Here is a 22713-nt window from a genome sequence, read left to right as displayed (position 1 = left end):
AGCCGGCCCCGGCCCCTTCCGGGCCGGCACCTCCCCTCCCTGACGGGACGTGTCCTTACCCCTCGATGTCCAGCGGGCCAAGCTGGCGGAACCGCCGGGCGATCAACTCGGGTGTGGTGTCGGAGACCCAGGCGGCCATACCTGATTCGGACCCGGCGAGATACTTGATTTTATCCACAGCCCTCCGGAAGGAGAAGAACTGCATGTTCAGACGGTAGTCCTCACGGCGCGAATCGTGAAGGGGCGCCTGATGCCAGGCGGCGATGTAGGGAAGGTCCATCCCCTTCCCGTCCCCCCTGTCGAAGAAGGCATTGCCCCGCTTGAGGAGGGTGGAGTACATCTGCGCAAGCCCCCAGCGCTCGTCGTCGTCGAGTTGGTCCAGGGTGAGGACCCCGTCACGGACAGGTGCGAGGTGGACCTCCAGAGGCCAGCGGGCCGCGGCCGGCACGTAGGCCACCCAGGTGGCGTTGCGGAAGACCAGACGCTCCCCGGCCTGGATCTCACCCTGAAGGATGTCATGCAGGAGGTTCCCGCCGGTGCGCTCATGGTAGTCATGACACTGGCGCAACTCCTGCTCCATCCGCGGGGCTATGAAGGGGTAGCAGTAGATCTGGCCGTGGGGGTGGGCCAGGGAGACCCCGATCTCCTGACCGTGGTTCTCGAAGGGGAAGATCTGCTCGATGCCGTCCATGGCCGAGATCTCGGCGGTCCGGAAGGCCCAGGCTTCCACGACCGTGCGCAGGCGGGTCACCGGCAGGCTGGCGGGAAGGGCATTCTCGTCGGGGTCGAAGCAGACCACCTCGCATCGGCCGGCGGCCTCGCGGACGGGCCAGAGGGGGTTACCGTCGACCAGCTGGGCCTGGCCTTCGGCGGGAGCCCGTCCGGGGACCTGCATCATGGACGGGAAGCGGTTCTCGAAGACCACCACGTCATAGTCGGTGTCGGGAATCTCCCCGTCCTGGTAGGGGTCACCGGGCTTCCTGGCTGCCAAAGGGTTCCCCTTGGCCGTGGCCTTGGGGCCGGCGGTGATGGGCCGGTTCATCCTGGCCGTGGACATGGGAATCCAGTCCCCGGTCAGGGGGTCACGGCGCATCTGCGGCGGCTGGAAGGGAACCTCCCTGCCCTGGGCGTCCAGGTGGGGGGCAAACCGGTCGGGAAGGTCGCGCGGGTCATCCAGTCGCCTGGTCCTGGTCCCCGACACGTACTCCGGGTCATCGTCCAGGTAGAAGAAGCGACGGCCGTCCGCCAACCTGGTCGGGGTGATGCGGATGTGCTCGGAGGCATAGGCACCAGGAACATAACGCTGGGGCACAAACTGATCTGACTCCATTTTTTCGATATCCACCTTCCATGGCTCTTGACAACTCAAAGATTCACACAGATATACGAGTGCAGGCCCGAATCCGGGCGATCGGCCTCATTCCCGATCGGGGAGGTCCATCGGCTCCCCGAACCCGGAATCATGGACACCCTCGCTCGTGGGCACCAGGACCAGCTCCTTGACCAGCCCCCTGGTGGCCTCGGCCGAATGCCGGTCCAGCTCGTCGTCGGTGATGACCGTATCGACCTGGTCGAACCCGGCGAAGAGGGAGAGGGAGGTGCAGCTCCACTTGGTGTGGTCGGTCAGGATGATGGTCCGGTCGGCTATGTCCATCAGGGCCATGTCAGTGGCCGCCTCCAGGGAGTTGGGCATCAGGAAGCCGCGGGGTATGGAGACCGAGTGGGTGCCCAGGAAGACCGTGTTGACCCTGAGCGAGGAGATGACCTTGTCCGCGATGGGCCCGACCAGGGAGTTGGACCTGGTGATTACCCCGCCGGTGACGATGACCTCGACGTCCTTGCTTTCCATGGCCTGGACCAGCTCGGCCACGGGGATGGAGTTGGTGAGGATGGTGACCCCGGCGCACTGGCGACTTTCCAGGAGATGCTGAGCGAAGACGTAGGCCGTGGTCCCTCCACCGATGGCGATCACGTCGCCCGGGGAAACGTAGTCGATGGCCTTGCGGGCGATGGTGTCCTTGAGGCCCATGTCCATCTGCGACTTGACCGAGAAGAGGGGCTCCGCCAGGAGGGAGCTGGTCGTCACCGCGCCGCCGTGAACCCGCTTGAGCAGGCCCTTGTCGGCCAGATCGGCGATGTCGCGCCGAATGGTCATGGCCGAAACGCCCAGCTCCTTGGACAAGGCCGTGATACGGACGGCGCCACGGGTACGCAACCGGTTCAGAATCAGATGTTGGCGTTGTGACGATATCATTCGAACATTATCGCACACATTCGCCCAATAGTTCAAGTCGGGATTCTTCCCCCGGTCGCTCTTGTCAAGCCGGAAGGGAATAGGCGGTCAAAAGACGCCAGCCGGAACCGACAATCCGGCAATCCAGCCACTGCTCGCCCACCTGGATTCCCACGCCCGCACGGTGTCACCCTCCCGGGAGGGAAGCCCGGGCATCGAAACAGTCGCCAGGAAAGTGAACATCGGTTCTGAAAAACATACCAAAAAGTAACGTCCGTCTCCCGGCCCGGAACCCCGCGGCCGTTCCGGTTGCCCTAGCGGGAGGAACGGCCCAGGATCCGGCCCATTCCCCACCTGGTCACCTGGACCATGGCCTCAAGGACGATGCCGGTATCCATCTTGGAATGCCCCCGTACCCGATCCACGAAGACGATGGGGACCTCATGGACCCTGCCGCCTCCGGCGATGATCCGCCGGAGCATGTCGACCTGGAAAACGTACCCGCTGGAGTGCACCTGCGTCAGGTCGATCCCCGCCAGGGCCGGGGCGCCGTAGGCCCGCAGGCCGGCGGTCATATCCCTGACGGGCATCCCCAGGGCCATCCGGGCATACCAGGATCCCATCCGGGAAATCAGATCCCGGTACCAGGGCCAGTTACGGGTGCTGCCGCCCGGCACCCTGCGCGACCCGATGACCAGATCCACCTCGGGATGCCCCTGCGCATACCGCAGAACCCGGGCCATGTCCCGGGGGCGGTGCGACCCGTCCATGTCCATCTCGCAGATGAGGTCGTATCCCCGGGCCAGGGCCCACTGGAACCCCTCCACATAGGCCGGCCCCAGGCCCTGCCGCTCATGCCTGTGCAGGACCGATATCCGGTCGTCCCTGGCCGCCATGGCATCGGCGACCCCCCCTGTGCCATCGGGCGAATCGTCATCGACCACCAGGACCCGGACCGCGGGGCATGCCTTGAGGAGGCCCCCCAGGGTCGGCCGGATGTTCTGTACCTCCTGGTAGGTCGGCATGACCACCAGGGCCCCCCGCCCTGATTCCTTTCGCAAGGCGTCATTCATGGACATATCCCTTCCCCGGCACAAAGGCCCCTTCAGCGCTTCGTCCCGTAGGCCCCACGCCGGTAGGGCTCGGGATAGGGTATGTCGGCCTTGTCCATGCCCAGCTTGTAGGCGGCCCGGAGCGGCCAGTAGGGGTCGCGCAGGCTGGCCCGCCCGATCTCCACCGCATCGGCCCGGCCCTTGCGGACGATCCTGTTGGCCTGCTTGGCCTTGGTGATCAGACCCACGGCCGTAGTGGGGATCAGAACCTGGCTGCGAATCTGGTAGGAGAAGGGCACCTGGTAATCGGGCTTGGCGGGGATGGTGACCCCGGGGACGATGCCGCCTGTCGACACGTCAATCAGGTCGACCCCGTGCAGTTTCAGCACCTTGGCGGTCTTGATCGTCTCCTCCAGGCCCCAGCCGCCGGTGGCCCAGTCGGTGGCCGAGATCCGCACCAGGAGGGGCATGCCCGCCGGAATCACGTCCCGTATGGCATCGGTGACCTGGATCAGGGCGCGCATCCTGCCGATCAGCCCGCCACCGTACTCATCCAGACGCTGATTGGTCAGGGGGTCCAGGAATTCGGAGAGAAGGTACCCATGGGCGGCATGGATCTCGATGCCCTCGAACCCGGCCTTGACGGCCCGCATGGCGGCCGAACGGAAGTCCGCCACGATGGTGGCGATCTCGGTCTTCGACAGTTCGGCCGGGGTCTCCATGTCACCGAAGGCGACGGGACTGGGGGCCAGGGTCTGCCACCCACCCTCGGAGGTCGGCACCGTGGCGTTGAGATAGCCGACGGATGCACACCCGGATGACCCCTTCCGCCCGGAATGGTTGAGCTGAATGAAGGGCTGGGCGCCGGCGGACTTGATGTCGGTGACGATCCCCTGCCAGGCCCTGGCCTGTTCATCGTTCCAGATACCCAGGTCGCAGGGTGATATCCTCCCCTCCGGGTTGACCGCGGTTGCCTCGGAGATGACCACGCCAAAGCCGCCCAGGGCCCTGGAAACATAGTGCTGATAGTGGAAGTTGGTCGGGATGCCGTCCTGGCGTACGGAGGAATAGGTATCCATCGGGGGCATCCAGACCCTGTTGCGAATCTTCAGATCACGCAGCTGCATAGGCTCGAAGAGGTCCGGAATGCGCCGGCCACCCTCGGTCTCGTCCCGGTCATGCTCCGCCGGGATATCCCCATGCGCTTTACCCTGGCTCATACCGCCTGCCTCTCTGTGGCATTGCAGGGACCCGGGTACAAGGGTGCAATCACTCTTCGCAACCCGTACCGGTCGCCACCTCAATGGCCACTTCCATGAGCTTCCCTATGCCTGTCATTGTAGGCATGGGGGCCGGATGGCGGGACTACCGGGCCTGCGGCCGCGCCGGAGCCACGGGCTCCTGGGGGTTCTGTGGCTGCGGGGTGGTCCTGCCCTGAGGGGCAGCGCCCCCGGCGAACCTGGGGTCGGGATTGCCGTACCCATTGTCGGGCTGGATGTTGGCCGCGGCCAGGTAGGTGTTCATGAAATCCTTCCAGGCCGGGGTGGCGATGTACATGCCGTACCAGGTGCCCATGGACCTGCCGTTGATGGTCTTGCCGGTGAAGGAGACCTGGCCTTCGGCGTTGCCCACGGTCACGAAGGAGGCCACCTGGGAAACGAACCCGCCGGTGGTCATGTACTTGTCCTCGTGGGTACCCGTCTTGGCAAAGGTCTTACGGCCTCCGTCCAGCTGGGTCGTGGCCGCCTCGCCACCTGGTTGGACCACACCCTGGTTCAGGGCATAGGCCACGGTTTCGGCAATGCCCGGATCGATCGCCTGGTGGCAGTTGGCCTTGGGCACCTTCAGGGACTTGTTGTTCTTGTCGACCACCCTGGTCATGGCGATCGGCGTGCAGGCCATGCCCTTGGCCGCGATGGTGGCATAGACGTTGGCCATGGTCAGGGGGGAGGCCTGAACGGAACCGATGGTCATGGGCGGCTGGAAGGAGTTGGCCGAATGGATGTCCATCTGGTCCTTGGGCGAATTGTGGTAGCCCATGTCCTTGGCCGTGTCGGCGATGGCGCAGAGCCCTATCTGCTGGGCCATGGAGGCCTGGGTGGTGTTGTGGGAGCGGATCAGACCCTGGAGGGGCGACTCTGGCGAGGTGGTGCCGCCGCCGGAATTCTCCACGTGCCAGTTCCCCGAACCGAACCCGTAGGAGGTCCCGTCCGGTTCCTGGCAGGAGAAGGCGGACTGATTGTAGTTGGTCGATGTCCGCAGGGGTTCGTTGATGGACTTCCCCGCCTTCATCCAGGCGGCCAGGTTGATGGGTTTCCAGGTCGATCCGACCGGGAAGCCCCAACCGCCTCCATCCACCTGGTCAACCGCGTAGTTGATGGCGGTACGGGTGCCGCCGCCGGAATTCTGGGTGGCGTCGTAGATCCTGTTGATGCCGAAGCCCAGAACCTCGCCGGTGCCGGGCTTGATGGCCGCCATGGTCACCTCGAAACCGCTGGGGTCATCGACGGGAATCGTGTTCCTGGCCGCCTGCATGGCCGCCGCATTGGCGTTGACGTCCATGGTGGTGTAGATATCGAGGCCGCCCTCCTTGAGGAGTTTGTTGCGATCCTCCTGGGTCTTGCCGAACTCCCGGGAATTGAGGATCTGCTTGGTCACGTAGTCACAGAAGAAGGCGGCATCACCGGCGGCCTGGCAGCCCGCATCGACGCTCTGCACGTGGAGCATCTGCTCCAGGGGCTTCGCCTTGGCCTCGTCATGCTGCTTCTGGCTGATGTAGTCCTCCTGGAACATCAGGTCCAGGACGATGTCGCGCTGCTCCTGGGAGGCCTTGACGTCGACGGTGGGATCGAATCTGGCCGGGTTCTTGGTCACGGCCGCGATGGTGGCCGCCTCCCCCGGGTCCAGGTCCTTGGCCGACTTGTTGAAGTAACGCCTGGCGGCCGTCTCCACCCCGTAGATGTTGGTGCCGAACTGGGCGATGTTCAGGTACCCCTGGAGGATCTCGGGCTTGGAGTACTTCTTCTCCATCTGTACGGCGATCAGCATCTCCCGCATCTTACGGGCGATGGTCTCCTCCTGGGCGTGGTACTCGGCGATGGGGTCGTTGTTCTCCTCGGCCTGGTTCATGAGCACGTTCTTGACGTACTGCTGGGTCAGGGAGGACCCGCCCTGGGTGTCGCCCTGCTTGATGTAGGTCTGGATGAAGGCCCTCAGAACGCCCTGGGTGTCCACGCCGGCATGCTCGAAGAAACGACGGTCCTCCCGCGCCACGACGGCCTTCTGCATATAGCCCGAAACGTTCTTGATCGGCACCACGATCCTGTTCTGGGCATAGAAGGTGGCGATGACCGTGTGCCCGTCGGAGGCGTAGAGCCTGGACTGCTGGGGCAGATCGTTCACATTGAAATCGATGTTCTCGGTCTTCAAAGCCGGCATCAGGTTCTTGGAGGCCACATTGGCGCCGAAAACGGCAGGGAAGAGAAACCCCGAGACCACCACACCGCCTGCCACACAGAACAGGAGGTAGGCCAGGAGCAGGGTGAAGAAGCGGCGTACCGTCATGGACTTCTTTTTTTTGGGCATGGACTCCATACTAGAACTTCGGCTCTACCGACCAGGCGAGTCATGTCGACTTGTTCATGGGGTCCCTACATGCGCGAGCGCCGGATCAGGGCACCGGGCTGGTAGATGATGATGGTGCGGCCCTTGCGCGATATCCATCCCCGGTTCGAGAAGTCCATCAGGGCCTTGTTGACGGTCTCCCTGGAGGCCCCCACAAGCTGGGCCATCTCCTCCTGGGTCAGGTCGTGGGGAACCATCAACCCCTCCTCGAAGGGCTCACCGAAGCGGGTGGCCAGGTTGAGGAGGGTCTTGGCCAGACGGGCCGGAACATCCATGAAGACCAGATCGGATATGCGTTCGTTGTTGGTCCGCAGGCGGTTGGCCAGGACCTGGAGCATGTCGACGGCCACCTTGGGATGCTGGTTGAGCCAGTCGAAGAGGGCGTCATGGTCCAGGGCGGCCACCTTGGTCCGGTTGACCATGACCACGGCCGAGGCCGTCCGGGGCCCGCCCGTCGGGTCGAAGACGGGAATCTCGCCCAGGATCTCGCCACGCCCATAGATGCTGAGGAGCTGGATGCGCCGGTCGGCGGACTGCCGCACCAGCTTGACCCTCCCCTCCTCGATCAGGTACATGTGGTGGTCCGTATCGCCCTGGCGGAAGATGGTGGACCCCTTGGCCAAGGTGTATTCGTTCAGGCTTCCCAGGAGCTGATCCGCCTCATCCTGTGGCACCTGCTTGAACAGGGCGGTCTGCCTCAGCGCGTTTCCCTCTTCGGGAATCTCATTGGGCTTGTGAACCGCCATGCTTCTCCTCCTTGTATCACCAGGCAAGTCGTCATCGACCTCGCACCTGTATGGACGTGTCATCGACCACGCACCTGTATGGACGCTGGCAATGGGTGTGTCTGACTGTGAATGATTATAGTCACACTCATTCGATGGTCCCTGTCCAGCCGGGTCGTGCGTATCGCTCCTCGGCAAGTCGGCTGGCACGGTCCTCCATGTCGGGCCCGGGTTCCCCCATGTGCACACCCCCCACCAGGGAGGGCAGGGTTTGCAGGATTTCCTCGACCAGGGTCTTCCGGTCCAGACGCGTCTGTCTGCTGATCGGGTCCACCCGGCTCCTGGCCGATTGTACGGCCTTGTCGCTGATCTTCTCCTGTGAGGTGTTCAGTACCTGGCCCATCAGTCGGGTGTCGATCGAGTGGGAGAGGGTCACGTGGTGGAGGATTCCGCCGGGCCCGCCACCCTTGCCGGGGAAGCGGCGCTGGGAGGCACCGCCGATCTTGCCCCGGGGGGAGGCGATGTCGTTGATCCCCTCCCAGCCCGCCTCTATTCCCTGGGAGCGCAGGGCGCGAATCAGCCAGAGGTCGCAGAGGCGGTAGGAACGGATCGGGTCCAGTCCCCGCACAAACCCTGCGGGCATATAGAGGGAGTAGGTGATGACCCTGTCGGCCTCGACGAGCATGGTGCCCCCACCCGTGCAACGCCTGACCACGGTGAAGCCCAGCTCCCGGGCCCGGTCCAGGTGCACCTCGTTGGCCAGGGACTGGAAACGCCCCAGGACCACCGCCGGCGATGCCCACCTCCAGAGACGGAGGGTGGGCGGCTGGGTCCCCGCGGCCACCGACTCGGCCAGGGCCTGGTCCATGGCCATCTGCATGACCGGGTCCCGGAGACGATCCCTGATGACCGTCAGATCCAGGCCCGCCCAGCGCCTTAAGGCCTCATCCTGGTCCAGAACCTCCAGGTCGGCCCCATGCCTGTAAGAGTCGTCGGTATCCGAGAGACCAGCCCCGGCCTCGTTCTCGGTGCGGACCTGCCCGGGAGGGAGGGCGCGGACCAGGGCCCTGACCAGGGACCGCGAGGATATACCCAGCATCCGTTCGGCATCATGCCTTTCCATGACCGCGTCCAGGGCGGCTGTTGCCCGATCGGGATCGAGGGGAAGCCGCAATATGGTCATGGCCGACTCCAGGTCGGTCAGCAGTTCGTGCGGAGCCCGCCCATCCAGGTCGTAGTCGATGAAGAAATCCCCGTCAATCCTGCAGGACTCCAGGCAGGCCTGCCCCTTTGCGTTCCGACCCATGCCCACGGCGACGGCCACCAACTTGCCACCGGGCTCCTTGCATTCCCCGCGAAGAACGGATGACATTTAATCAATCAGCTCCTGCCCGTAGGCGTCTCGATGCCAGCGGGAGCCGGGTGAGGAAGTCAGGATCAGCACTCCTTCGATCACCCCCCAGACCACGGAGAGGATGGGGCCGGTGAAAAAGAAAAAGAACCCGATCAGGCTGAGCATGAGCTGCCCCATGCCCTGACCTGTCCGCCCAAGATAGAAGTTCCCGATGCCGAAGATGCCCAGGAAGATGCTGAGCAGACCGGCCGTCAAACGGGAGTGCCGCGTGGGGACGACCGCATAGGGCGCCGGTTTTGCATACACGGGTTGCGCATAGGGCGAATAGGGGTATCCGGGATAGACCGGGGCCGGATGGGCCGCAGCTGGCACCGGCCCGTATGGCTGATGGGGCTGGACCCCGTAATACGGAGAATACGGAGCGCCTTGCACCTGGACCGGATAGGTCTGACCACCGCAGGGCTGTGCGAGGTTCGACTGAGCAGGATAAGGCTGGGCCGGATAGGTCTGACCGGCATAGGGCCGCGAACCATAGGGCCGACCGTCGTAGGGCTGCCCACCGTACTGCTGCGAATCATCAATCCGCGGGAAATCGGGTTGCCATCCGTGAGGTTGCGAGCCACATGGCTGCCCACCACCAGACTGGCCGCCATAGGGCTGCGAGCCATAGGGCTGACCATCGTCGTAAGGCCGGTCCACTTGACCCTGATTCCCCCGAGGCCGGGCAGCATCCGTCCGACCACCATAAGGCTGGGCCGCGGGGGGCTGGGCACCGTATCCCATAGCCCCATCCGGCTGGGCGGATGGCTGATTGGCCGGGTGCGGCTGGCCGAAAGAGCAAGGCCGATCCGCATACCGCTGCTGGCCCCCATACGGACCGGCGGCCTCTGAAGGACCATCAGCTGCGGGAGCCCCGCCGAATTGAGAATCGGCAGGGATGGTGCTGGGCGAATCCGCCCAACCTGCCACCTGTCCACCGGCGCCGGATCCCACGTTCCGGTTCTGATTGGCATCCTCTTCGGACTGTCGATAATCGTCCATAGTCATGCTTTCAAGCCTAGCCCAGAGTCCATAAAAGCCCTGGCGGCGAAAAGGCCGTTCAGAGTCTGGCCAGGATGTCTTTGCCGATCCGGCTGGTGGAACGGGTGGTGGCCCCGAGCTCGGCTATGTCGTCCTCAACGGCCCTGTCGATTCGCGCCGCCTCCTGGTCGAAGCCCAGGTGGCTGAGCAGCATGGCAGCCGAGAGGATGGCAGCCGTGGGGTTGGCGATGCCCCTGCCGGCGATGTCGGGGGCGGACCCGTGGATGGGCTCGAACATGGAGGGGTAGGTGTTGCTGGCGTTGATGCAGCCAGAGGCCGAATACCCCACGCCGCCCACCACGGCACCGGCCTCGTCGGTCAGGATGTCGCCGAAGAGGTTGTCGGTCACGATCACGTCGAAACGGCTGGGCTCGGTGACCATGAAGATGGTCGAAGCGTCGATGTGGAGGTATTCGCGCTCGACCCGGGGGTACTCCTCCCCCACCTGGTCGACCAGGCGCTGCCACATGTCACCGGCATTGGTCAGAACGTTCTTCTTGTGGACCAGGGTCAACTTCCTGCGGCGCTTCATGGCAAGCCCGTAGGCATAGCGGATGACCCGCTCGGCCCCGAAGGCGGTGTTGATGGAGACCTCGGTGGCCACCTCCTGGGGTGTGCCCCGGCGGATGGAGCCACCGGCCCCGGCATAGAGCCCCTCGGTTCCCTCACGGACCACCACGAAGTCGATGTCGCCCGGGTCGGCCAGGGGGGAGACCACGCCCTTGTAGAGCTTGGAGGGGCGCAGGTTCACATACTGATCAAGCTCGAACCGCATCTTGAGCAGGAGGCCGCGCTCCAGGATGCCGGCCTTGATGCGGGGATCGCCGATGGCCCCCAGGAGGATGGCGTCCTGCTGCCTGAGCCTGTCCAGTTCCTCGTCGGGCAGGATGGCCCCGTCGCGCAGATAACGCTCGGCACCCAGGTCGAAGTCCACGTATTCGAAGTTTGCCTGGCCCTCGGTCACCTTCTCCAGGGCGGCCTGGGCCTCGGGGACGATCTCCTTGCCGATGCCGTCCCCGGGAATGACGGCGATGTGATATGTCTGCTTCTTCGTATCAGTCATACACCGAGCATAGATAGGGTTGTCGGGGCCGTTTCAGGAAGAGACCGAATCCCGGACAGGGGTTTGGTCGGGGACCATGATGGACAGGCACCAGGCGTTCTCGAAGGCCAGCTCCTCCCACTGCCTGTAGCGGCCGCTGATCCCCCCGTGCCCGGCCTCCACCTCGATCTTGATCAGGGCATCGGCCGCCACGCCCGGCTCCTGGAGCCGGGCCACCCACTTGAGGGGTTCCACGTAGAGCACACGCGTGTCGTTCATGGAGGTGGTGACCAGGATGGCCGGGAAGTGCCTGGTGCCGTGGCAGCGCAGACGGTCCTGAGCATCCTGCACGTTCTCGTAGGGGGTGTAGGACTTCATGTACCGGTAGACCTCCGGGTCGTGCAGGGGGTCGCCCCACTCGTCCCACTCGGTCACGGTCAGGGGGAGGTCCGGGTCCAGGATGCTGGTCAGGGCATCCACGAAGGGCACGTCGGCCTCGATCCCGGCATAGAGCTGGGGGGCCATGTTGGCCACGGCACCCATGAGAAGGCCGCCTGCAGAACCGCCGTTGGCCACCGTGTGGAGGGGGTCCGCCCACCCCTTGGCCTGGAGGGCCGCCGTCACGTCGACGAAGTCCTCGAAGGTGTGCTTCTTCCGGAGCCTGCGCCCCTGTTCGTACCAGGCGCGGCCCATCTCGCCACCGCCACGGACGTGGGGGACGGCATAGAGCACCCCCCTGTCCAGAAGGCTCAGGCGACCGGTCGAGAATCCTGGATCTGAGCTGATCTCGTAGGCCCCGTACCCCGTGATGAACATGGGGGCCCCACCGGGATGGACCCAGGGGGCGCCACCCTGGTCACCGGCCCAGGCCAGGTGGCCGGGGTCGGCCGGGGCCTGGATGACCTCATCGCCCAGGCCGGTCCTCCCCTCGGCATCCAGTGCGGGGACCATCCCCCGCCGCCAGACCAGGGACACGGGAACCCTGGCCCCGTCGCGCACACCTACCCAGAGGCGGCGCTCGGCATACCTGTCCGGGTCGAAGTCGCCCAGGACCCTGGCCCGCTTCAGGAGCCTGTCATCACCGGTCGCCGGATCCAGCTCATGCAGCTCCGAGGGGGTGGTGTAGCTGCTGAAGATATAACGCATGGTCGGGGCATCGTAGGAGGGGTTGTCGGAGGAGGCGATGCTGTAGACCCTCCCCTGTCCGCCTTCCTGTCCGTCCGAATCGGCCAGGCCCAGACCGGGTACCACCTGGCGGAAGCGCCAGGGCCTGCCGGCACGGAGGTCCTCGATGGCATCCCCCTTGGGGATGACCGCCAAGTGGGGCAGGCTGTCGGCCCGATAGGTCATGACCACGAAGTTGCGATGGATGCCCATCCCCTCGATGCCCAGCCCGCGAGCGCCCTGGAGGATGGACGGGTTGGCGGGGTTCCGGTAGGGGGTGTCAGGGGAGCGGTCAGCCTCGACCCCGCCCTGCTCGCACCCGCAGGGGCTCCCCTGGGCTATGCACACCCCCTGACCCAGGCGATAGGGCGGCCTGTCAAGGCTCATGTCAATCAGGTCTACCTGGAAATTCGGGTTGAGCACGTTGTGGTAGACCACCGCCACCGGCAGGTCCTCCCCGTCCGGCCCGGCCCCCTCCAGGCGGCTCAGGCTGACGTCATACTCGACCCCCTCCTGGCGGGGGATGAAGGGGATGAAGTCACCGGTCGGATCCTCCGTCGAAAGCATGAGGACCTCGCTGGTGGTCTTTGAGGATGACCCGATCATCAGGCTGGACTCGTCAAAGCTCAGCCCCACCCCCACCCAGAAGCGCTGGTCAGGCTCCTCGAAGACCCTCACGTCTTCCTCCCGGGGCTGGCCTACCCGGTGACGCCAGACGGCACAGGGCCTCCAAGCCTGGTCCAGGGTCGTGTAGAAGATCCAACGCCCATCGGGGGTCAGCACAGCCCCGGACGACACCTGGTCGATCCGGTCGGGCAGGTCCCGGCCGGTTGAGAGGTCGCGGATGCGCAGGTCGTAGCGTTCGTTCCCGCTGGTATCCAGGCCGTAGAGCATCCACCGCCCGTCGGTGCTCAGGTCCAGGCAGCCCAGGGCGAAGAAGTCATGCCCCTGGGACTCCTTGTTGGCATCGAAGATGACCTCCTCACCGGGCAGGGAGCCCGGGGCGCTCCCCTTGTCGATCCGGGGCGGGCCCCAGTCCCCCCGGCTCCGGATGGGCAGGCGGCATTGCAGGCCGTACTGGCTCCCCTCCAGGGTCCTGCCGAAGTACCAGTAACCGTGGATTCGGGTGGGCACGGTCATGTCGGTCTCCTGGATCCGGGCCTTGAACTCGTCCAGGAGGGTCTTGCGCAGTCCGGCCAGGTAGGCCACCCGCTCCTGGCAGTACCGGTTCTCCTGGTCCACGTATCGGCGGGTGCGGGGATCCTCCTTCTGTCTCATCCACTCGTACCGGTCCTCGAAGACGTCGCCGTGGAAGCACCGCCGGGTCGTCTCGGACGGCGCCTGGGGCGGGGTCGGTCGGGTCATGGGGGAATCGCCGCAGTCACTTGCCGAAAAGCTCATGGGGCGATTATAGCCACGACCCGGAACCCCATCGGGCCGGGGTCAGTGGGTGGCGGCCAGGTAGGGCAGCATGGTCCGCATCAGGTTCGCCCCGGTCGTTCCGTAGAAGACCGGCACGTCCGTGTCCGGGGCCGGCCGGGAGGCGGTCCGGTTGATGATGCCCAGACCGGCTTCCCTGGGACTGAGCTGGCGGATGCCGATGGCCAGGACCCTGCCCGGGTAGTGTCTGACCACCTCGGCGAAGGTGGCGGGGTCGCTCTGGCCGTCATCTCCCATCAGGACGAAGCGCATGTGGGGGAAGTCGGCCATCAGTTGATGGATGAACTCCATCTTGTGCTGGACGATGGAGGGGACGAAGGTCTTGGGCCTGGGGTCCAGGTCGCGCAGGAGGAGGGGTCCGGGCGGGAATCCATGGTCGCGGATGAACCCCCGGATGGCGGCCTCCACGTTCCACGGAGAGGCCGAGAGGTAGAAGAAGGGGGCCATGGGGTCCAGGTCGTGGATCCGGTTGTAGAAGACCGACATCCCCGCCACCGAGGATCGGTAGTGGGGGTTGGAGAGGAGGAAATTCCAGGCGGCCTTCCACATGGTGGGCACCTGGCTGACCATGATGGTGTCGTCCACGTCGGAGATGATCCCGAACCTGGTCTCGGCCGGGATGATGTAGAGGGGCGCCGTGACGGTCGGCCGCCCCTGCACCGCATAGGAGACCTGGTGGATGCCGGGGCTCAGGTGGTGTTCGGCCACCATGTCCAGGTAGCCCGACCGGTCGGAAAAGGCGAATTCACTGCTCTGGTTGCGGCCGGGGTCCACGGCGTCATAGGAGGCGGAGTCCCCGACCTGGACCGTGCTCAGGTAAACCTGATCGATGGCCAGGGCCACCTTGGTCCTGGGAGCGGGGACGGTCAGGAGCCCCCTGATTCCGCGCACGACCTGGTCCGACCTGCCCTGGAGGTCGGATAGAACGGTCCGGCAGATCAGACGGGAGTACGTCTGGGTCCCATATCCGACATAGGGCTGGACCCGGGGGAACCAGCCGATCCTGTCGGTAAGGTTGGTGGAAAGCCTCACCCAGAGCTCGAAGAGACCGGTCATGAGGCGACGTGCCAGGCGGATCGGAGCCGGTCTGGACTCGATGCCCTCACCGGGTACGGCAGCGTCGAAGGCCGTGCTGACACTGGTGACCTGTATGGGCCGCCCCCGGTCGCCCCCATCCCGGATTCCGTGACGTTCCCTGTCAGACACCATGCCCCCTCAGGACGAGAACCTCCGCCTCAGCCCAGGTTCCTGAGCATCTGGCTGTACTGGTCCGCCGAGAGGAGATCGGGTTCGTCATCGTCCAGGGTCATCTTCATGATCCACCCCTCCCCGTACGGGTCGGAGTTGATGACAGCGGGATCGTCCGAAGCGGACCGGTTCACGTAGGCGATGGTCCCCGAAAGCGGGCAGACCAGGGGTTCCACCGCCTTGGATGACTCCAACTCCACCACCTCGTCGCCGGCCTCGACCTGGGTCCCCGTCTCGGGCAGGTCCAAAAAGACCAGGTCACCCAACTGGTCCGCCGCATACTCGGTTACACCGAGCACGGCAGGCTCCTGGGAGGTATCGATCCAGACATGGTCCGGGGAGTACTGCAGGTGGTCGGGCACGTCCAGTCGTGGGGTGCCTTCGCTGTTTTCTTCGCTCATGGTTCCAGCCTACTCTGCTCTGGGCGGATACGGGTCCTCATCGGCACCTGGGTCCGGGTCGTGCGCCAGGCGCGGATGGAGGTGCCTACCGGACCGCACCGCTGGGCACCTGACCGGAAACCCTGACCATGGTGCCGACCGGAGCATTGTCGTAAATCCACTTGGCATCCTGCTCGTACATGTTGATGCATCCGTGCGATCCGTTGTGCATGGGGTCGCCCCTGGCGATGCCGTCATAGTTCCAGTCGGCAGTGTGGAAGCCCTCGCTGCCGTTGTAGTAGGAGACCCACCTGACGTCGGGTGAGACGTAGCCCGGGCCCCGCATGGTCTGGACCTGGTAGCGGACGTTGATGAAGAAGGTCCCCGTGTCGGACCCGTCACCGTCGTAGGGCTTGCCCGAGCATATCAGGAAGGTCTGGACCGGGGTGGTGCCGTGGTAGGCGGTGGCGGTCTGGTTGGAGAGGTTCACGTCGATCCAGGTGTCGCCGTCCGGCACATCGTAGCGGGCGGTCCTGGTCTGCTCCTTGTGGGGGGTCACATCGGCCTGGGCCTTGACCGGCGCCATGCTCCCGCTCTTCAGCACCTGGATGACCTGGTCTGCGGTGGCGTCGAAGTCCTTGACCTTGACCCCGTCCACACCCTTGGTGGTCTCGGCCACCACTTCACCCTTGGTGTTCTTGACGTTGACGGCCGTGACCATCTCCCGGTCCAGACCCTTGGGGAGTTCCCGGCTCAGATAGGAGGATACGGCGGTCTGGTCGAAGTCCAGACTCATGGTCCCCCGCTTCAGGTCCGTATCCGGCTTCACCCAGGAGGCCACGACCGGGGCCGGGACCTTCATGGTGTCATCGTCGGCCCCCTGGATGACCAGGTCCTTGCCGATGCGCTGGTTGGCCTCACCGGCCACCCTGGAGGCCACCTCCTTGCTGATCGGCATGGGCACGTCGTAGAAGGAGACCTTGGCCCTGACCTGCTGGCCGGGCTCCTGGACCAGGGCGGAGACCGCATCCTTGACAGGATCCAGCCTGGGGGCCTGGCCCCCGCGCCCCTCCTGGACCGTGAAGGCGTGCAGGCCCTCGTCGAAGACTATGGAGGAGGGGACGGAATGCTCGCCCCCGTCGACGAGCCTTCCGGTCAGGTACCGGTCCATCTTCAGTTCGTCGTCCTTGGCCACCAGGGGTACGGATACCCGCTTGAAGGGGTTGAGGCGGGCGAAGTCGCCCTGGCGCTTGCTCTCCATGAGGTCCTTGGCGGTGCGCTCCTCGTCGACGGAGACCCCCAGGTCGCTCAGACCCGCCGAGACCGGCCCCCTGCCCGGGGCGTCCAGCTCGACCTTGGAATCCTTGACCTTCCGGCTGACGATCTGCCTGACCTGGGCGGCGTCCTTGCCCATCATGCTTTGCCCGGCGAAGCTGACGCCCGGGGCCACCCTGTCCTGGAAGTACTGACGGGCACCGAGGAACCCTCCCACCAGAACAACCGCCAGGAGGAAGACGACCGCCAGGGTGATCCAGATGGCCTTGTGGGCCCCGAACCACGACCGCTTTGCGATGGCCTCCTGTCCGAAGGCCCTGCTGGCCGCCTCATCATCAAACAAATCAACCGGTTCCGGTGCCCCGACCCCGTCCCGGAAAAGATCAACCGGCCCCTCAGCCGCAGTCCCGTCCGCGGGAGACCGAACAGGCTGCATGGCTATGGTTTCAGCCTCTTCGACGCCCCCTTCAACGTGAGGAATCTGCGATTCCGATTGCCCTTCCACAGACATAGGCCACCTTTCCGCGTGTTCTCGCCTTGGAATATCCTACCCTGCGCCTTACCCAGATTCCCTATTCCTCCAGGCCCTTGCCGTACCATTCCTCGATCATGGCCCGGGCTATGGTCGCCCGCTTGGGCATGCGGATGGTGCCGGCCGCCATACTGGCGCTCAATTCGTCACGGCTGAACCAGGCGGCCTCCTTGGTTTCCTGACCGTCCACCCGAATACCGGTCATCATGGCGCGGGCCTTGAAGGCCACCATCAGGGAGGATGGGAAGGGCCATGGCTGGGACCCCATGTAGTGAACCTCCCCCACCGGGACCCCGACCTCCTCCATGGTCTCGCGGCGTACGGCGTGCTCAAGGTTCTCGCCGGCCTCGACGAACCCGGCGGTCACCGAATGGAAATCAGGTCCCCAGGCGCTGTTGTGCTGGAGGAGGAGCCGATCCCGGGAATCCACAACGGCCATGATGACGGCCGGCTCGATCCGCGGGAAAAGGGTGTGACCGGGGTCCGCGCCCAGGCAGCGTTGGGCCCATCCACTCATACAGGGCTTCACCGGGGCGCCACAGGCGGGGCAGAAGCGCTGCCGGTTCTGCCACATGGACAGGGAGACCGCGCTGGTGGCCAGGCCCACCTGCCGGGGTGTGCCATGGGGGGCGAACTCCCGGAGCCCAAGCCAATCGAACCGTTCCCCGGCCGATTGCCCCAGCCCGCCGTCTACGGTCCGGCCATCGTCGGCACCCTGCCCCAGCAGGGCCAAATCCAGGGCCAGATAGTCACGGCCGTCCTTGGAGCCCAGATAGTACAGGGGCCAGGATTCCCGGTCCTCCCCATCAAGCATCCCCGCCAGGTAGGTGGCGGGCAGCATGGCCAGGCGGATCCTGGCATGCCGGCGGCCGGCGGTGCCGCCCTGCCCCTTGGGAACGGCCAGGTGGTCACGGTCCACCAGGATCACGTCCACGGCCGGGGATCCGGTCAGGTCCCGCATCAGGTCGGGCCGGCTGCGGCGGGCGACGTGGTAATCCACATCCCCCTGCGCCAGGGGAAGAAAGGGAAGGACCTGGGTCAGGGCCAAAGGAGAGAAGGCGGAACGGGGGGAGAGGGCGGAACGGGGGGAATCACTCATCGTGGCCCGCCCCGGTTTCGTCGGCCCCGCACGATGCCTGAACATCGGCCACCAGGTCGACCAGGGCCGAGGCCACCGCCTCGGGATGCTCCACGGCGCTGAAGTGGCCGCATTCGGGGACCTGCACGAACCTGACCCCGCCGGGTGCCGAGGTGGCGGCCCGGGCCAGGGGGCGCATGGTCCGGGGTGAACTGGAGGGATCCAACTCCCCCGAAACCATGGTCAGGGGAACGTCGATGCCGGGCAGCAGACCGGTCTGGTCAGGGCGCCCGGCGGCCATCCGCTCCCTCCAGGCGATGCCCTGGGGCGACTGGGACCTGATCCACCCGGTCATGGTCTCGATGAACTCCGGAGAGGTCTTGATCCTGGAATCACCCTCCTGGGGCCGGGCGAAGTGCATGACCCCATCAACCGAGCCGGTCTCCAGACAGTCCTGGGCCACGTCCAGCCGGTTGGCCCGGGACTGCGGGGTATCGCCCCTGGTCGTGGTGTCGCAGAGGGCCAGGCCGGCCACCGCCTCGGGGTGGAGCCGCCAGATGGCCTCCACCAGGTATCCTCCCATGGAAAGGCCCACCCATATGGCCTTCCGGTGCCCGAGTCCGGCAACCATGTTGACGAAGGCGTCGGCCATCCGGTCCAGGGCCTGGGGGTAGGCGCCGTCCGGGGCCACCTCGCCGTTCTGCCCGGCCTCGGGCAGGGGGCAGTCGCCCGCCCCGGGCATGTCCGGCGCATAGACCGGGAAGGGGACCAGCCCACGCCGGTCGGCCCGGTCGATGAGGCTGGACGCACACCTGTTCCACATCCGATGATCCACCGGGAAGGCATGGCAGAGGACCAGCGGCAGCCCCCTCCCCCCACGATGAACGGTATTGGTGATGGTCATGGTCATCGGCCTCGGACCGCCTTTCCTGCTGCTGGTAGTGCACTGGTATGCAAAATCGGAACTCAGAGAACCCCGGCCCATGACAGGGCCGTGCGGAGCACCCGTCCGTGCCCGTTGGGCATCTGGCTGATGAAGGTGTCGAGCATGTCTCCCCTGGGGTCGACCCATTCCACGTCCAGGGTCTCGTCCTGGGGCTTGCAGTCGCCGGCCACGGGAATCAGGTAGCAGAGGGCGATGGCATGCTGGCGGGGATCATAGTATTCGGATACGCCGGGCGTGGGGAAGAACTCGGCCACGGTGAAGGGTTGGAGCCCGGTGGGCAGGACGGGCAGGGCCAGCTCTCCCAGGTCCTTGGCGATGTTCCTGGCCAGGGCCTCCCTGATGGTCTCGTGGTAGAGCACCCGTCCGGTGATCAGGGTCCTCTCTATATTGCCGTCATCACCGACGCAGAGCAGGGAACCCACCTGGGATACGCCTCCCAGATCGTCCGCCCGGACCGGCACCACCTCGACATAGGCCATGGGCAGTTCCCTGCGGGCCTGGTCGATCCGGTCCTTGTCCAGCCACCCCGGGGGGTTCCCCCGCGATGTGCCACGGACGAAGTCCTCGGGGGTGATGTTCGAGAACTCGCCCCGCTTCCGATCGGCATCGAAGTCATCGTCGTCGGGTATCTCGTCATTCAGCACTGGCATACACCCCATTATCGATTCCCGGCTTGACCGGTCCAAACCGCCCGTCCATATCTACACCCTGAGCTGATTCCGGGGCTTTCTCCAGCCATGATGGAATGCTGATGGTAAGGGATCGGTTGTCTTGCAGTCACCTGACCAGATCCCAACATGATTCGTAAGGAGCACGAGTATGGCCACTACGACTATCACCTCAGAGAACTTCGAGCAGACCATCAGCGGGAACGACCTGGTACTGATCGACTTCTGGGCCACCTGGTGCGGGCCCTGCAAGGCCTTCGGCCCCATCTTCGACAAGGCCTCCCAGGAGAACACCGACATCGTCTTCGGCAAGGTCGACATCGACCAGAACCAGGACCTGGCTGCGGCCGCGGGAATCCAGGCGGTCCCCACCCTGATGATCGCCAAGCAGGGCCAGATCATCTTCAAACAGGCGGGGGCCCTGAGGGCTTCCGATCTGGATGACCTGATCCAGCAGGCCCGACAGGCCGACATGGGCGTGACCTCGGAGACCTGATCTCAGGAGCCCCCTCCCCGCCCGTGTTGGCTCGGTAGGGACAAGGGTCTATAATGGTCAGATATATGTTCCAGCGCCTCTTTCGGTATGCCCGGATGAGGGCGGGCGCGGATTGAGTCCGGTCTGCATGTCGCTGAGGATCTGTTGGCCAAACAGAGGAGTGTAATGGCGAACCATCGAAGAGGGCGGATGGCCGCGGTCAAGGCCCTGACCAGGCGTCAGTGGCTGCGGTTGGGCGCAGGCGTCACCGTCATCGGCATGGTCATCGGTGCGGGATTCATCTCCCGCGACTTCTATACATCACAGGGCGGCAGCCCCACCCAGGGCATGACTGCATATTCCGCCACCCAGCAGGGCAACCTGGAGGTCTCACGTAGCTCCACCAGGCAGGCCCTGCGCAACGGCGAGGGCGGGTCAACCGCCAACACCTCCTATGTCACCGTGCAGATCAACGGGAAGAACAGGGTGGTCCTGGGCAACCACTTCACCGACGTGAAGTCCGTTCTCGAGGCCGGCGACATCACCCTGGAACCCGGTGACCAGGTCAGCCCGGCCCTGACCACACCGGTCAGCGAGAAGACCGTCATCAGGATCGACCGGGCCGACGCCCAGGTCGCCACCGAAGAGTCCGACATCCCCTTCAACACCATCGAAGAGAAGACCGACTCCCTCCCCGCCGGAACCACCAAGGTCAAGACCGAAGGGAAGAACGGCGTCATGGAGACCACCAGCCTGGTCACGGCGGCCGGCAGGAAGAACCTGTCCAGCAACGTCTTCGCCTCCTTTGTCAAGTCGGCTCCGGTAGACAAGGTCGTCCTGGTCGGCACCGGCAGTGCCGGCAGTGCTGGCTCGTCGGTCTCGTCCGGCCCCGCCACGACCACGGCACCCGTCGGCGAGTCCCAGAGTGTCGCCCACGAACTGGTCACCTCACGAGGGTGGGGCGAGGACCAGTTCACCTGCCTGGTCCAGCTCTGGAACAAGGAGTCCGGCTGGAGAACCAACGCCGCCAATCCTTCCGGTGCCTACGGCATCCCCCAGGCACTGCCCGGCAGCAAGATGTCGTCGGCCGGAGCGGATTGGCAGACCAACCCCCGCACCCAGATCACCTGGGGCCTCGGGTACATCCAGGGACGGTACGGCACCCCCTGCGGCGCCTGGTCCCACTCCCAGGCAGCGGGCTGGTACTGATCCGACAGACCAAGACCACTCAGGATCCCCCACAGGCGTCAGCCGGTGGGGGATCCTTCCATATCCATGAGCCTCCCTGGCCAAGCCGAACACCCTCCCGTGGATACAAATCACACAGTTTCCGCCGACCCCGCTACGACATGGGGGGGGGGGGATCGGCCCCAGCCGTCTGGCGCCTTTCCGTGGGTCACGGCCCGACCAGGGCCGACGTTTCCTCACTTCAGCCTGCGTTATTCTTTTCCCGATATGGCGACCCTGGTGTGTCTGGGTATCGGGAAGGTGCTGCTGCGCATCGGGGCGGCGGCACCACCGTCATTCTGACCCCGCCTGCACCCTGCGGCATCCCCACACCGGGCCGGATTGATACCTCACCCCAGGTGTCCCCACCTCCGTCAGGTTCGGCGCATCAACGGGCACCGGCCCTGCTGCGAACGCTGACCACACCTGGATGGTGACCACGCCGGCCCACGAGCCAGGCCAGGTCGTGATCACCATCGACTGAACGCACGGTGGTGTCGTCCAGGCCTCGGACACCGCAACCTGTACGAGTTCCGCCGCATCGTCGTCCTGCCCCGGGCTGGGGGCGAGGGCATCCTTCCCCCTCTTTACCGAGCAGCTCGTCATGGCCGCCGCCCTGGCGGGACACCACATTCTGACTTCATCAGAATAGATGCCCCCGGGGCTGCGGAACAGTTCCCCTGACGACCTATCCCGCCCGACCGGATGTCCCCGAGGAGGCCTTGGTCTTCCTTCCGCTGGCCGGGCAGGCCGGGTTATGTCTTTCTGCCTGGTGGGTGTGTGCTGGTTGTGTGGTATAATGTTCGGCGATGGACTGGGGGGTCCATCGCGTGTGCAGGGTGCCGGGGAGGGCACCGTGGCGCACGTGGGGTTGCTTTCCCGCCGGTTTGAGACGGTGGGATGAGTTTGGGGGAAAGAAGTCCGTAGCTTGCATCGTCTCGCATATTCACCGCGGCTGGTCCTTGCCGTCATGCTCATGGCCGCCATGATCCTGCCCACGGCAATCCACGCCCCGGCCGCCGCCGACGCGGCACCCACGGCCATGGCCATGACGGCACAGGGGGGTCGATCCCCCCGCACGGCCGACAGGCAACAGACCCGGCCCGCCACACCAGCCGCCACACCCACACCCACACCAACCACATCACCATCCGACGGAACACCGGCCGG

Annotated in this window: 19 protein-coding genes; 3 read left to right on the top strand and 16 right to left on the bottom strand. The window is 65.4% G+C overall.

The annotated features are described in order from the left end of the window. Positions 1 to 55 precede the first annotated feature (55 nt). The 16 genes from galT to Q0K62_RS01655 all read right to left on the bottom strand — a co-directional run bounded on the left by galT (position 56) and on the right by Q0K62_RS01655 (position 19823). On the bottom strand, positions 56 to 1330 hold the full coding sequence (galT, locus tag Q0K62_RS01730) for a galactose-1-phosphate uridylyltransferase (protein ID WP_297316262.1): 1275 nt from the start codon (positions 1328 to 1330) through the stop codon (positions 56 to 58). Positions 1331 to 1417: 87 nt separating this feature from the next. Continuing rightward, entirely contained in the window at positions 1418 to 2254 is an 837-nt protein-coding gene (locus Q0K62_RS01725) for a DeoR/GlpR family DNA-binding transcription regulator (protein ID WP_297316261.1), read from the bottom strand. A gap of 293 nt (positions 2255 to 2547) precedes the next feature. Then, positions 2548 to 3312 (bottom strand): polyprenol monophosphomannose synthase, encoded by a 765-nt coding sequence (locus tag Q0K62_RS01720; RefSeq protein WP_297316260.1) that lies wholly within the window; start codon positions 3310 to 3312, stop codon positions 2548 to 2550. 26 nt (positions 3313 to 3338) lie between these two features. Continuing rightward, on the bottom strand, positions 3339 to 4478 hold the full coding sequence (locus Q0K62_RS01715; protein ID WP_297316293.1) for an NADH:flavin oxidoreductase/NADH oxidase: 1140 nt from the start codon (positions 4476 to 4478) through the stop codon (positions 3339 to 3341). Between the two features lie 172 nt (positions 4479 to 4650). Next, on the bottom strand, positions 4651 to 6870 hold the full coding sequence (locus Q0K62_RS01710) for a transglycosylase domain-containing protein (RefSeq protein ID WP_297316259.1): 2220 nt from the start codon (positions 6868 to 6870) through the stop codon (positions 4651 to 4653). A gap of 65 nt (positions 6871 to 6935) precedes the next feature. Further along, positions 6936 to 7655 (bottom strand): Crp/Fnr family transcriptional regulator, encoded by a 720-nt coding sequence (locus Q0K62_RS01705; RefSeq protein WP_297316258.1) that lies wholly within the window; start codon positions 7653 to 7655, stop codon positions 6936 to 6938. Between the two features lie 127 nt (positions 7656 to 7782). Next, positions 7783 to 9006, bottom strand: coding sequence for a biotin/lipoate A/B protein ligase family protein (locus tag Q0K62_RS01700; protein WP_297316257.1), 1224 nt, complete (start codon positions 9004 to 9006; stop codon positions 7783 to 7785). Then, on the bottom strand, positions 9007 to 10029 hold the full coding sequence (locus Q0K62_RS01695; protein WP_297316256.1) for a TM2 domain-containing protein: 1023 nt from the start codon (positions 10027 to 10029) through the stop codon (positions 9007 to 9009). Between the two features lie 58 nt (positions 10030 to 10087). After that, positions 10088 to 11131, bottom strand: a complete 1044-nt coding sequence (locus Q0K62_RS01690) for a 3-isopropylmalate dehydrogenase (RefSeq protein WP_297316255.1) — start codon at positions 11129 to 11131, stop codon at positions 10088 to 10090. Positions 11132 to 11164: 33 nt separating this feature from the next. Next, positions 11165 to 13639 (bottom strand): S9 family peptidase, encoded by a 2475-nt coding sequence (locus tag Q0K62_RS01685; RefSeq protein ID WP_297316292.1) that lies wholly within the window; start codon positions 13637 to 13639, stop codon positions 11165 to 11167. Positions 13640 to 13717: 78 nt separating this feature from the next. Further along, positions 13718 to 14923, bottom strand: a complete 1206-nt coding sequence (locus tag Q0K62_RS01680; RefSeq protein WP_297316254.1) for a phosphatase domain-containing protein — start codon at positions 14921 to 14923, stop codon at positions 13718 to 13720. Positions 14924 to 14949: 26 nt separating this feature from the next. Next, complete coding sequence (gcvH, locus tag Q0K62_RS01675; protein ID WP_297316253.1) at positions 14950 to 15363, bottom strand: glycine cleavage system protein GcvH; 414 nt, start codon at positions 15361 to 15363, stop codon at positions 14950 to 14952. An 85-nt stretch (positions 15364 to 15448) separates the two neighbouring features. Further along, positions 15449 to 16960 (bottom strand): L,D-transpeptidase, encoded by a 1512-nt coding sequence (locus tag Q0K62_RS01670; RefSeq protein ID WP_297316252.1) that lies wholly within the window; start codon positions 16958 to 16960, stop codon positions 15449 to 15451. A gap of 229 nt (positions 16961 to 17189) precedes the next feature. Further along, positions 17190 to 18248, bottom strand: coding sequence for an NAD(+) diphosphatase (nudC, locus tag Q0K62_RS01665; RefSeq protein ID WP_297316251.1), 1059 nt, complete (start codon positions 18246 to 18248; stop codon positions 17190 to 17192). After that, entirely contained in the window at positions 18241 to 19137 is an 897-nt protein-coding gene (locus tag Q0K62_RS01660; protein WP_297316250.1) for an alpha/beta hydrolase, read from the bottom strand. The genes nudC and Q0K62_RS01660 overlap by 8 nt, the downstream gene beginning before the upstream one ends. Positions 19138 to 19193: 56 nt before the next feature. Then, the gene (locus tag Q0K62_RS01655; protein WP_297316249.1) at positions 19194 to 19823 is read right to left on the bottom strand and encodes an NUDIX hydrolase family protein; all 630 of its coding nucleotides are present in this window, start codon (positions 19821 to 19823) and stop codon (positions 19194 to 19196) included. A 169-nt stretch (positions 19824 to 19992) separates the two neighbouring features. Between Q0K62_RS01655 and trxA the strand changes: the two genes are divergently transcribed. The 3 genes from trxA to Q0K62_RS01640 all read left to right on the top strand — a co-directional run. Further along, positions 19993 to 20337, top strand: coding sequence for a thioredoxin (gene trxA / locus Q0K62_RS01650; protein ID WP_297316248.1), 345 nt, complete (start codon positions 19993 to 19995; stop codon positions 20335 to 20337). A gap of 165 nt (positions 20338 to 20502) precedes the next feature. After that, positions 20503 to 21525, top strand: coding sequence for a G5 domain-containing protein (locus Q0K62_RS01645; protein WP_297316247.1), 1023 nt, complete (start codon positions 20503 to 20505; stop codon positions 21523 to 21525). Positions 21526 to 22471: 946 nt separating this feature from the next. Further along, positions 22472 to 22713 (top strand): hypothetical protein (locus Q0K62_RS01640; protein WP_297316246.1); only part of this gene is annotated, 242 nt, incomplete at its 3' end.

It is taken from the genome of uncultured Bifidobacterium sp., assembly GCF_945269915.1.
GTDB lineage: Bacteria > Actinomycetota > Actinomycetes > Actinomycetales > Bifidobacteriaceae > Bombiscardovia > Bombiscardovia indica.
The sequence above is the reverse complement of the archived record's forward strand: the minus strand, read 5'-3'. Positions and strand labels throughout refer to the sequence as shown.

Excerpts from the sequence above, each read along its gene's own strand:
- galT (WP_297316262.1), bottom strand. The coding sequence starts at position 1,330 with ATGGAGTCAGATCAGTTTGTGCCCCAGCGTTATGTTCCTGGTGCCTAT.
- Q0K62_RS01725 (WP_297316261.1), bottom strand. The coding sequence starts at position 2,254 with ATGATATCGTCACAACGCCAACATCTGATTCTGAACCGGTTGCGTACC.
- Q0K62_RS01720 (WP_297316260.1), bottom strand. The coding sequence starts at position 3,312 with ATGTCCATGAATGACGCCTTGCGAAAGGAATCAGGGCGGGGGGCCCTG.
- Q0K62_RS01710 (WP_297316259.1), bottom strand. The coding sequence starts at position 6,870 with ATGCCCAAAAAAAAGAAGTCCATGACGGTACGCCGCTTCTTCACCCTG.
- Q0K62_RS01705 (WP_297316258.1), bottom strand. The coding sequence starts at position 7,655 with ATGGCGGTTCACAAGCCCAATGAGATTCCCGAAGAGGGAAACGCGCTG.
- Q0K62_RS01700 (WP_297316257.1), bottom strand. The coding sequence starts at position 9,006 with ATGTCATCCGTTCTTCGCGGGGAATGCAAGGAGCCCGGTGGCAAGTTG.
- Q0K62_RS01695 (WP_297316256.1), bottom strand. The coding sequence starts at position 10,029 with ATGGACGATTATCGACAGTCCGAAGAGGATGCCAATCAGAACCGGAAC.
- Q0K62_RS01690 (WP_297316255.1), bottom strand. The coding sequence starts at position 11,131 with ATGACTGATACGAAGAAGCAGACATATCACATCGCCGTCATTCCCGGG.
- Q0K62_RS01685 (WP_297316292.1), bottom strand. The coding sequence starts at position 13,639 with ATGACCCGACCGACCCCGCCCCAGGCGCCGTCCGAGACGACCCGGCGG.
- Q0K62_RS01680 (WP_297316254.1), bottom strand. The coding sequence starts at position 14,923 with ATGGTGTCTGACAGGGAACGTCACGGAATCCGGGATGGGGGCGACCGG.
- gcvH (WP_297316253.1), bottom strand. The coding sequence starts at position 15,363 with ATGAGCGAAGAAAACAGCGAAGGCACCCCACGACTGGACGTGCCCGAC.
- nudC (WP_297316251.1), bottom strand. The coding sequence starts at position 18,248 with ATGAGTGATTCCCCCCGTTCCGCCCTCTCCCCCCGTTCCGCCTTCTCT.
- Q0K62_RS01660 (WP_297316250.1), bottom strand. The coding sequence starts at position 19,137 with ATGACCATGACCATCACCAATACCGTTCATCGTGGGGGGAGGGGGCTG.
- Q0K62_RS01655 (WP_297316249.1), bottom strand. The coding sequence starts at position 19,823 with ATGCCAGTGCTGAATGACGAGATACCCGACGACGATGACTTCGATGCC.
- trxA (WP_297316248.1), top strand. The coding sequence starts at position 19,993 with ATGGCCACTACGACTATCACCTCAGAGAACTTCGAGCAGACCATCAGC.
- Q0K62_RS01645 (WP_297316247.1), top strand. The coding sequence starts at position 20,503 with ATGGCGAACCATCGAAGAGGGCGGATGGCCGCGGTCAAGGCCCTGACC.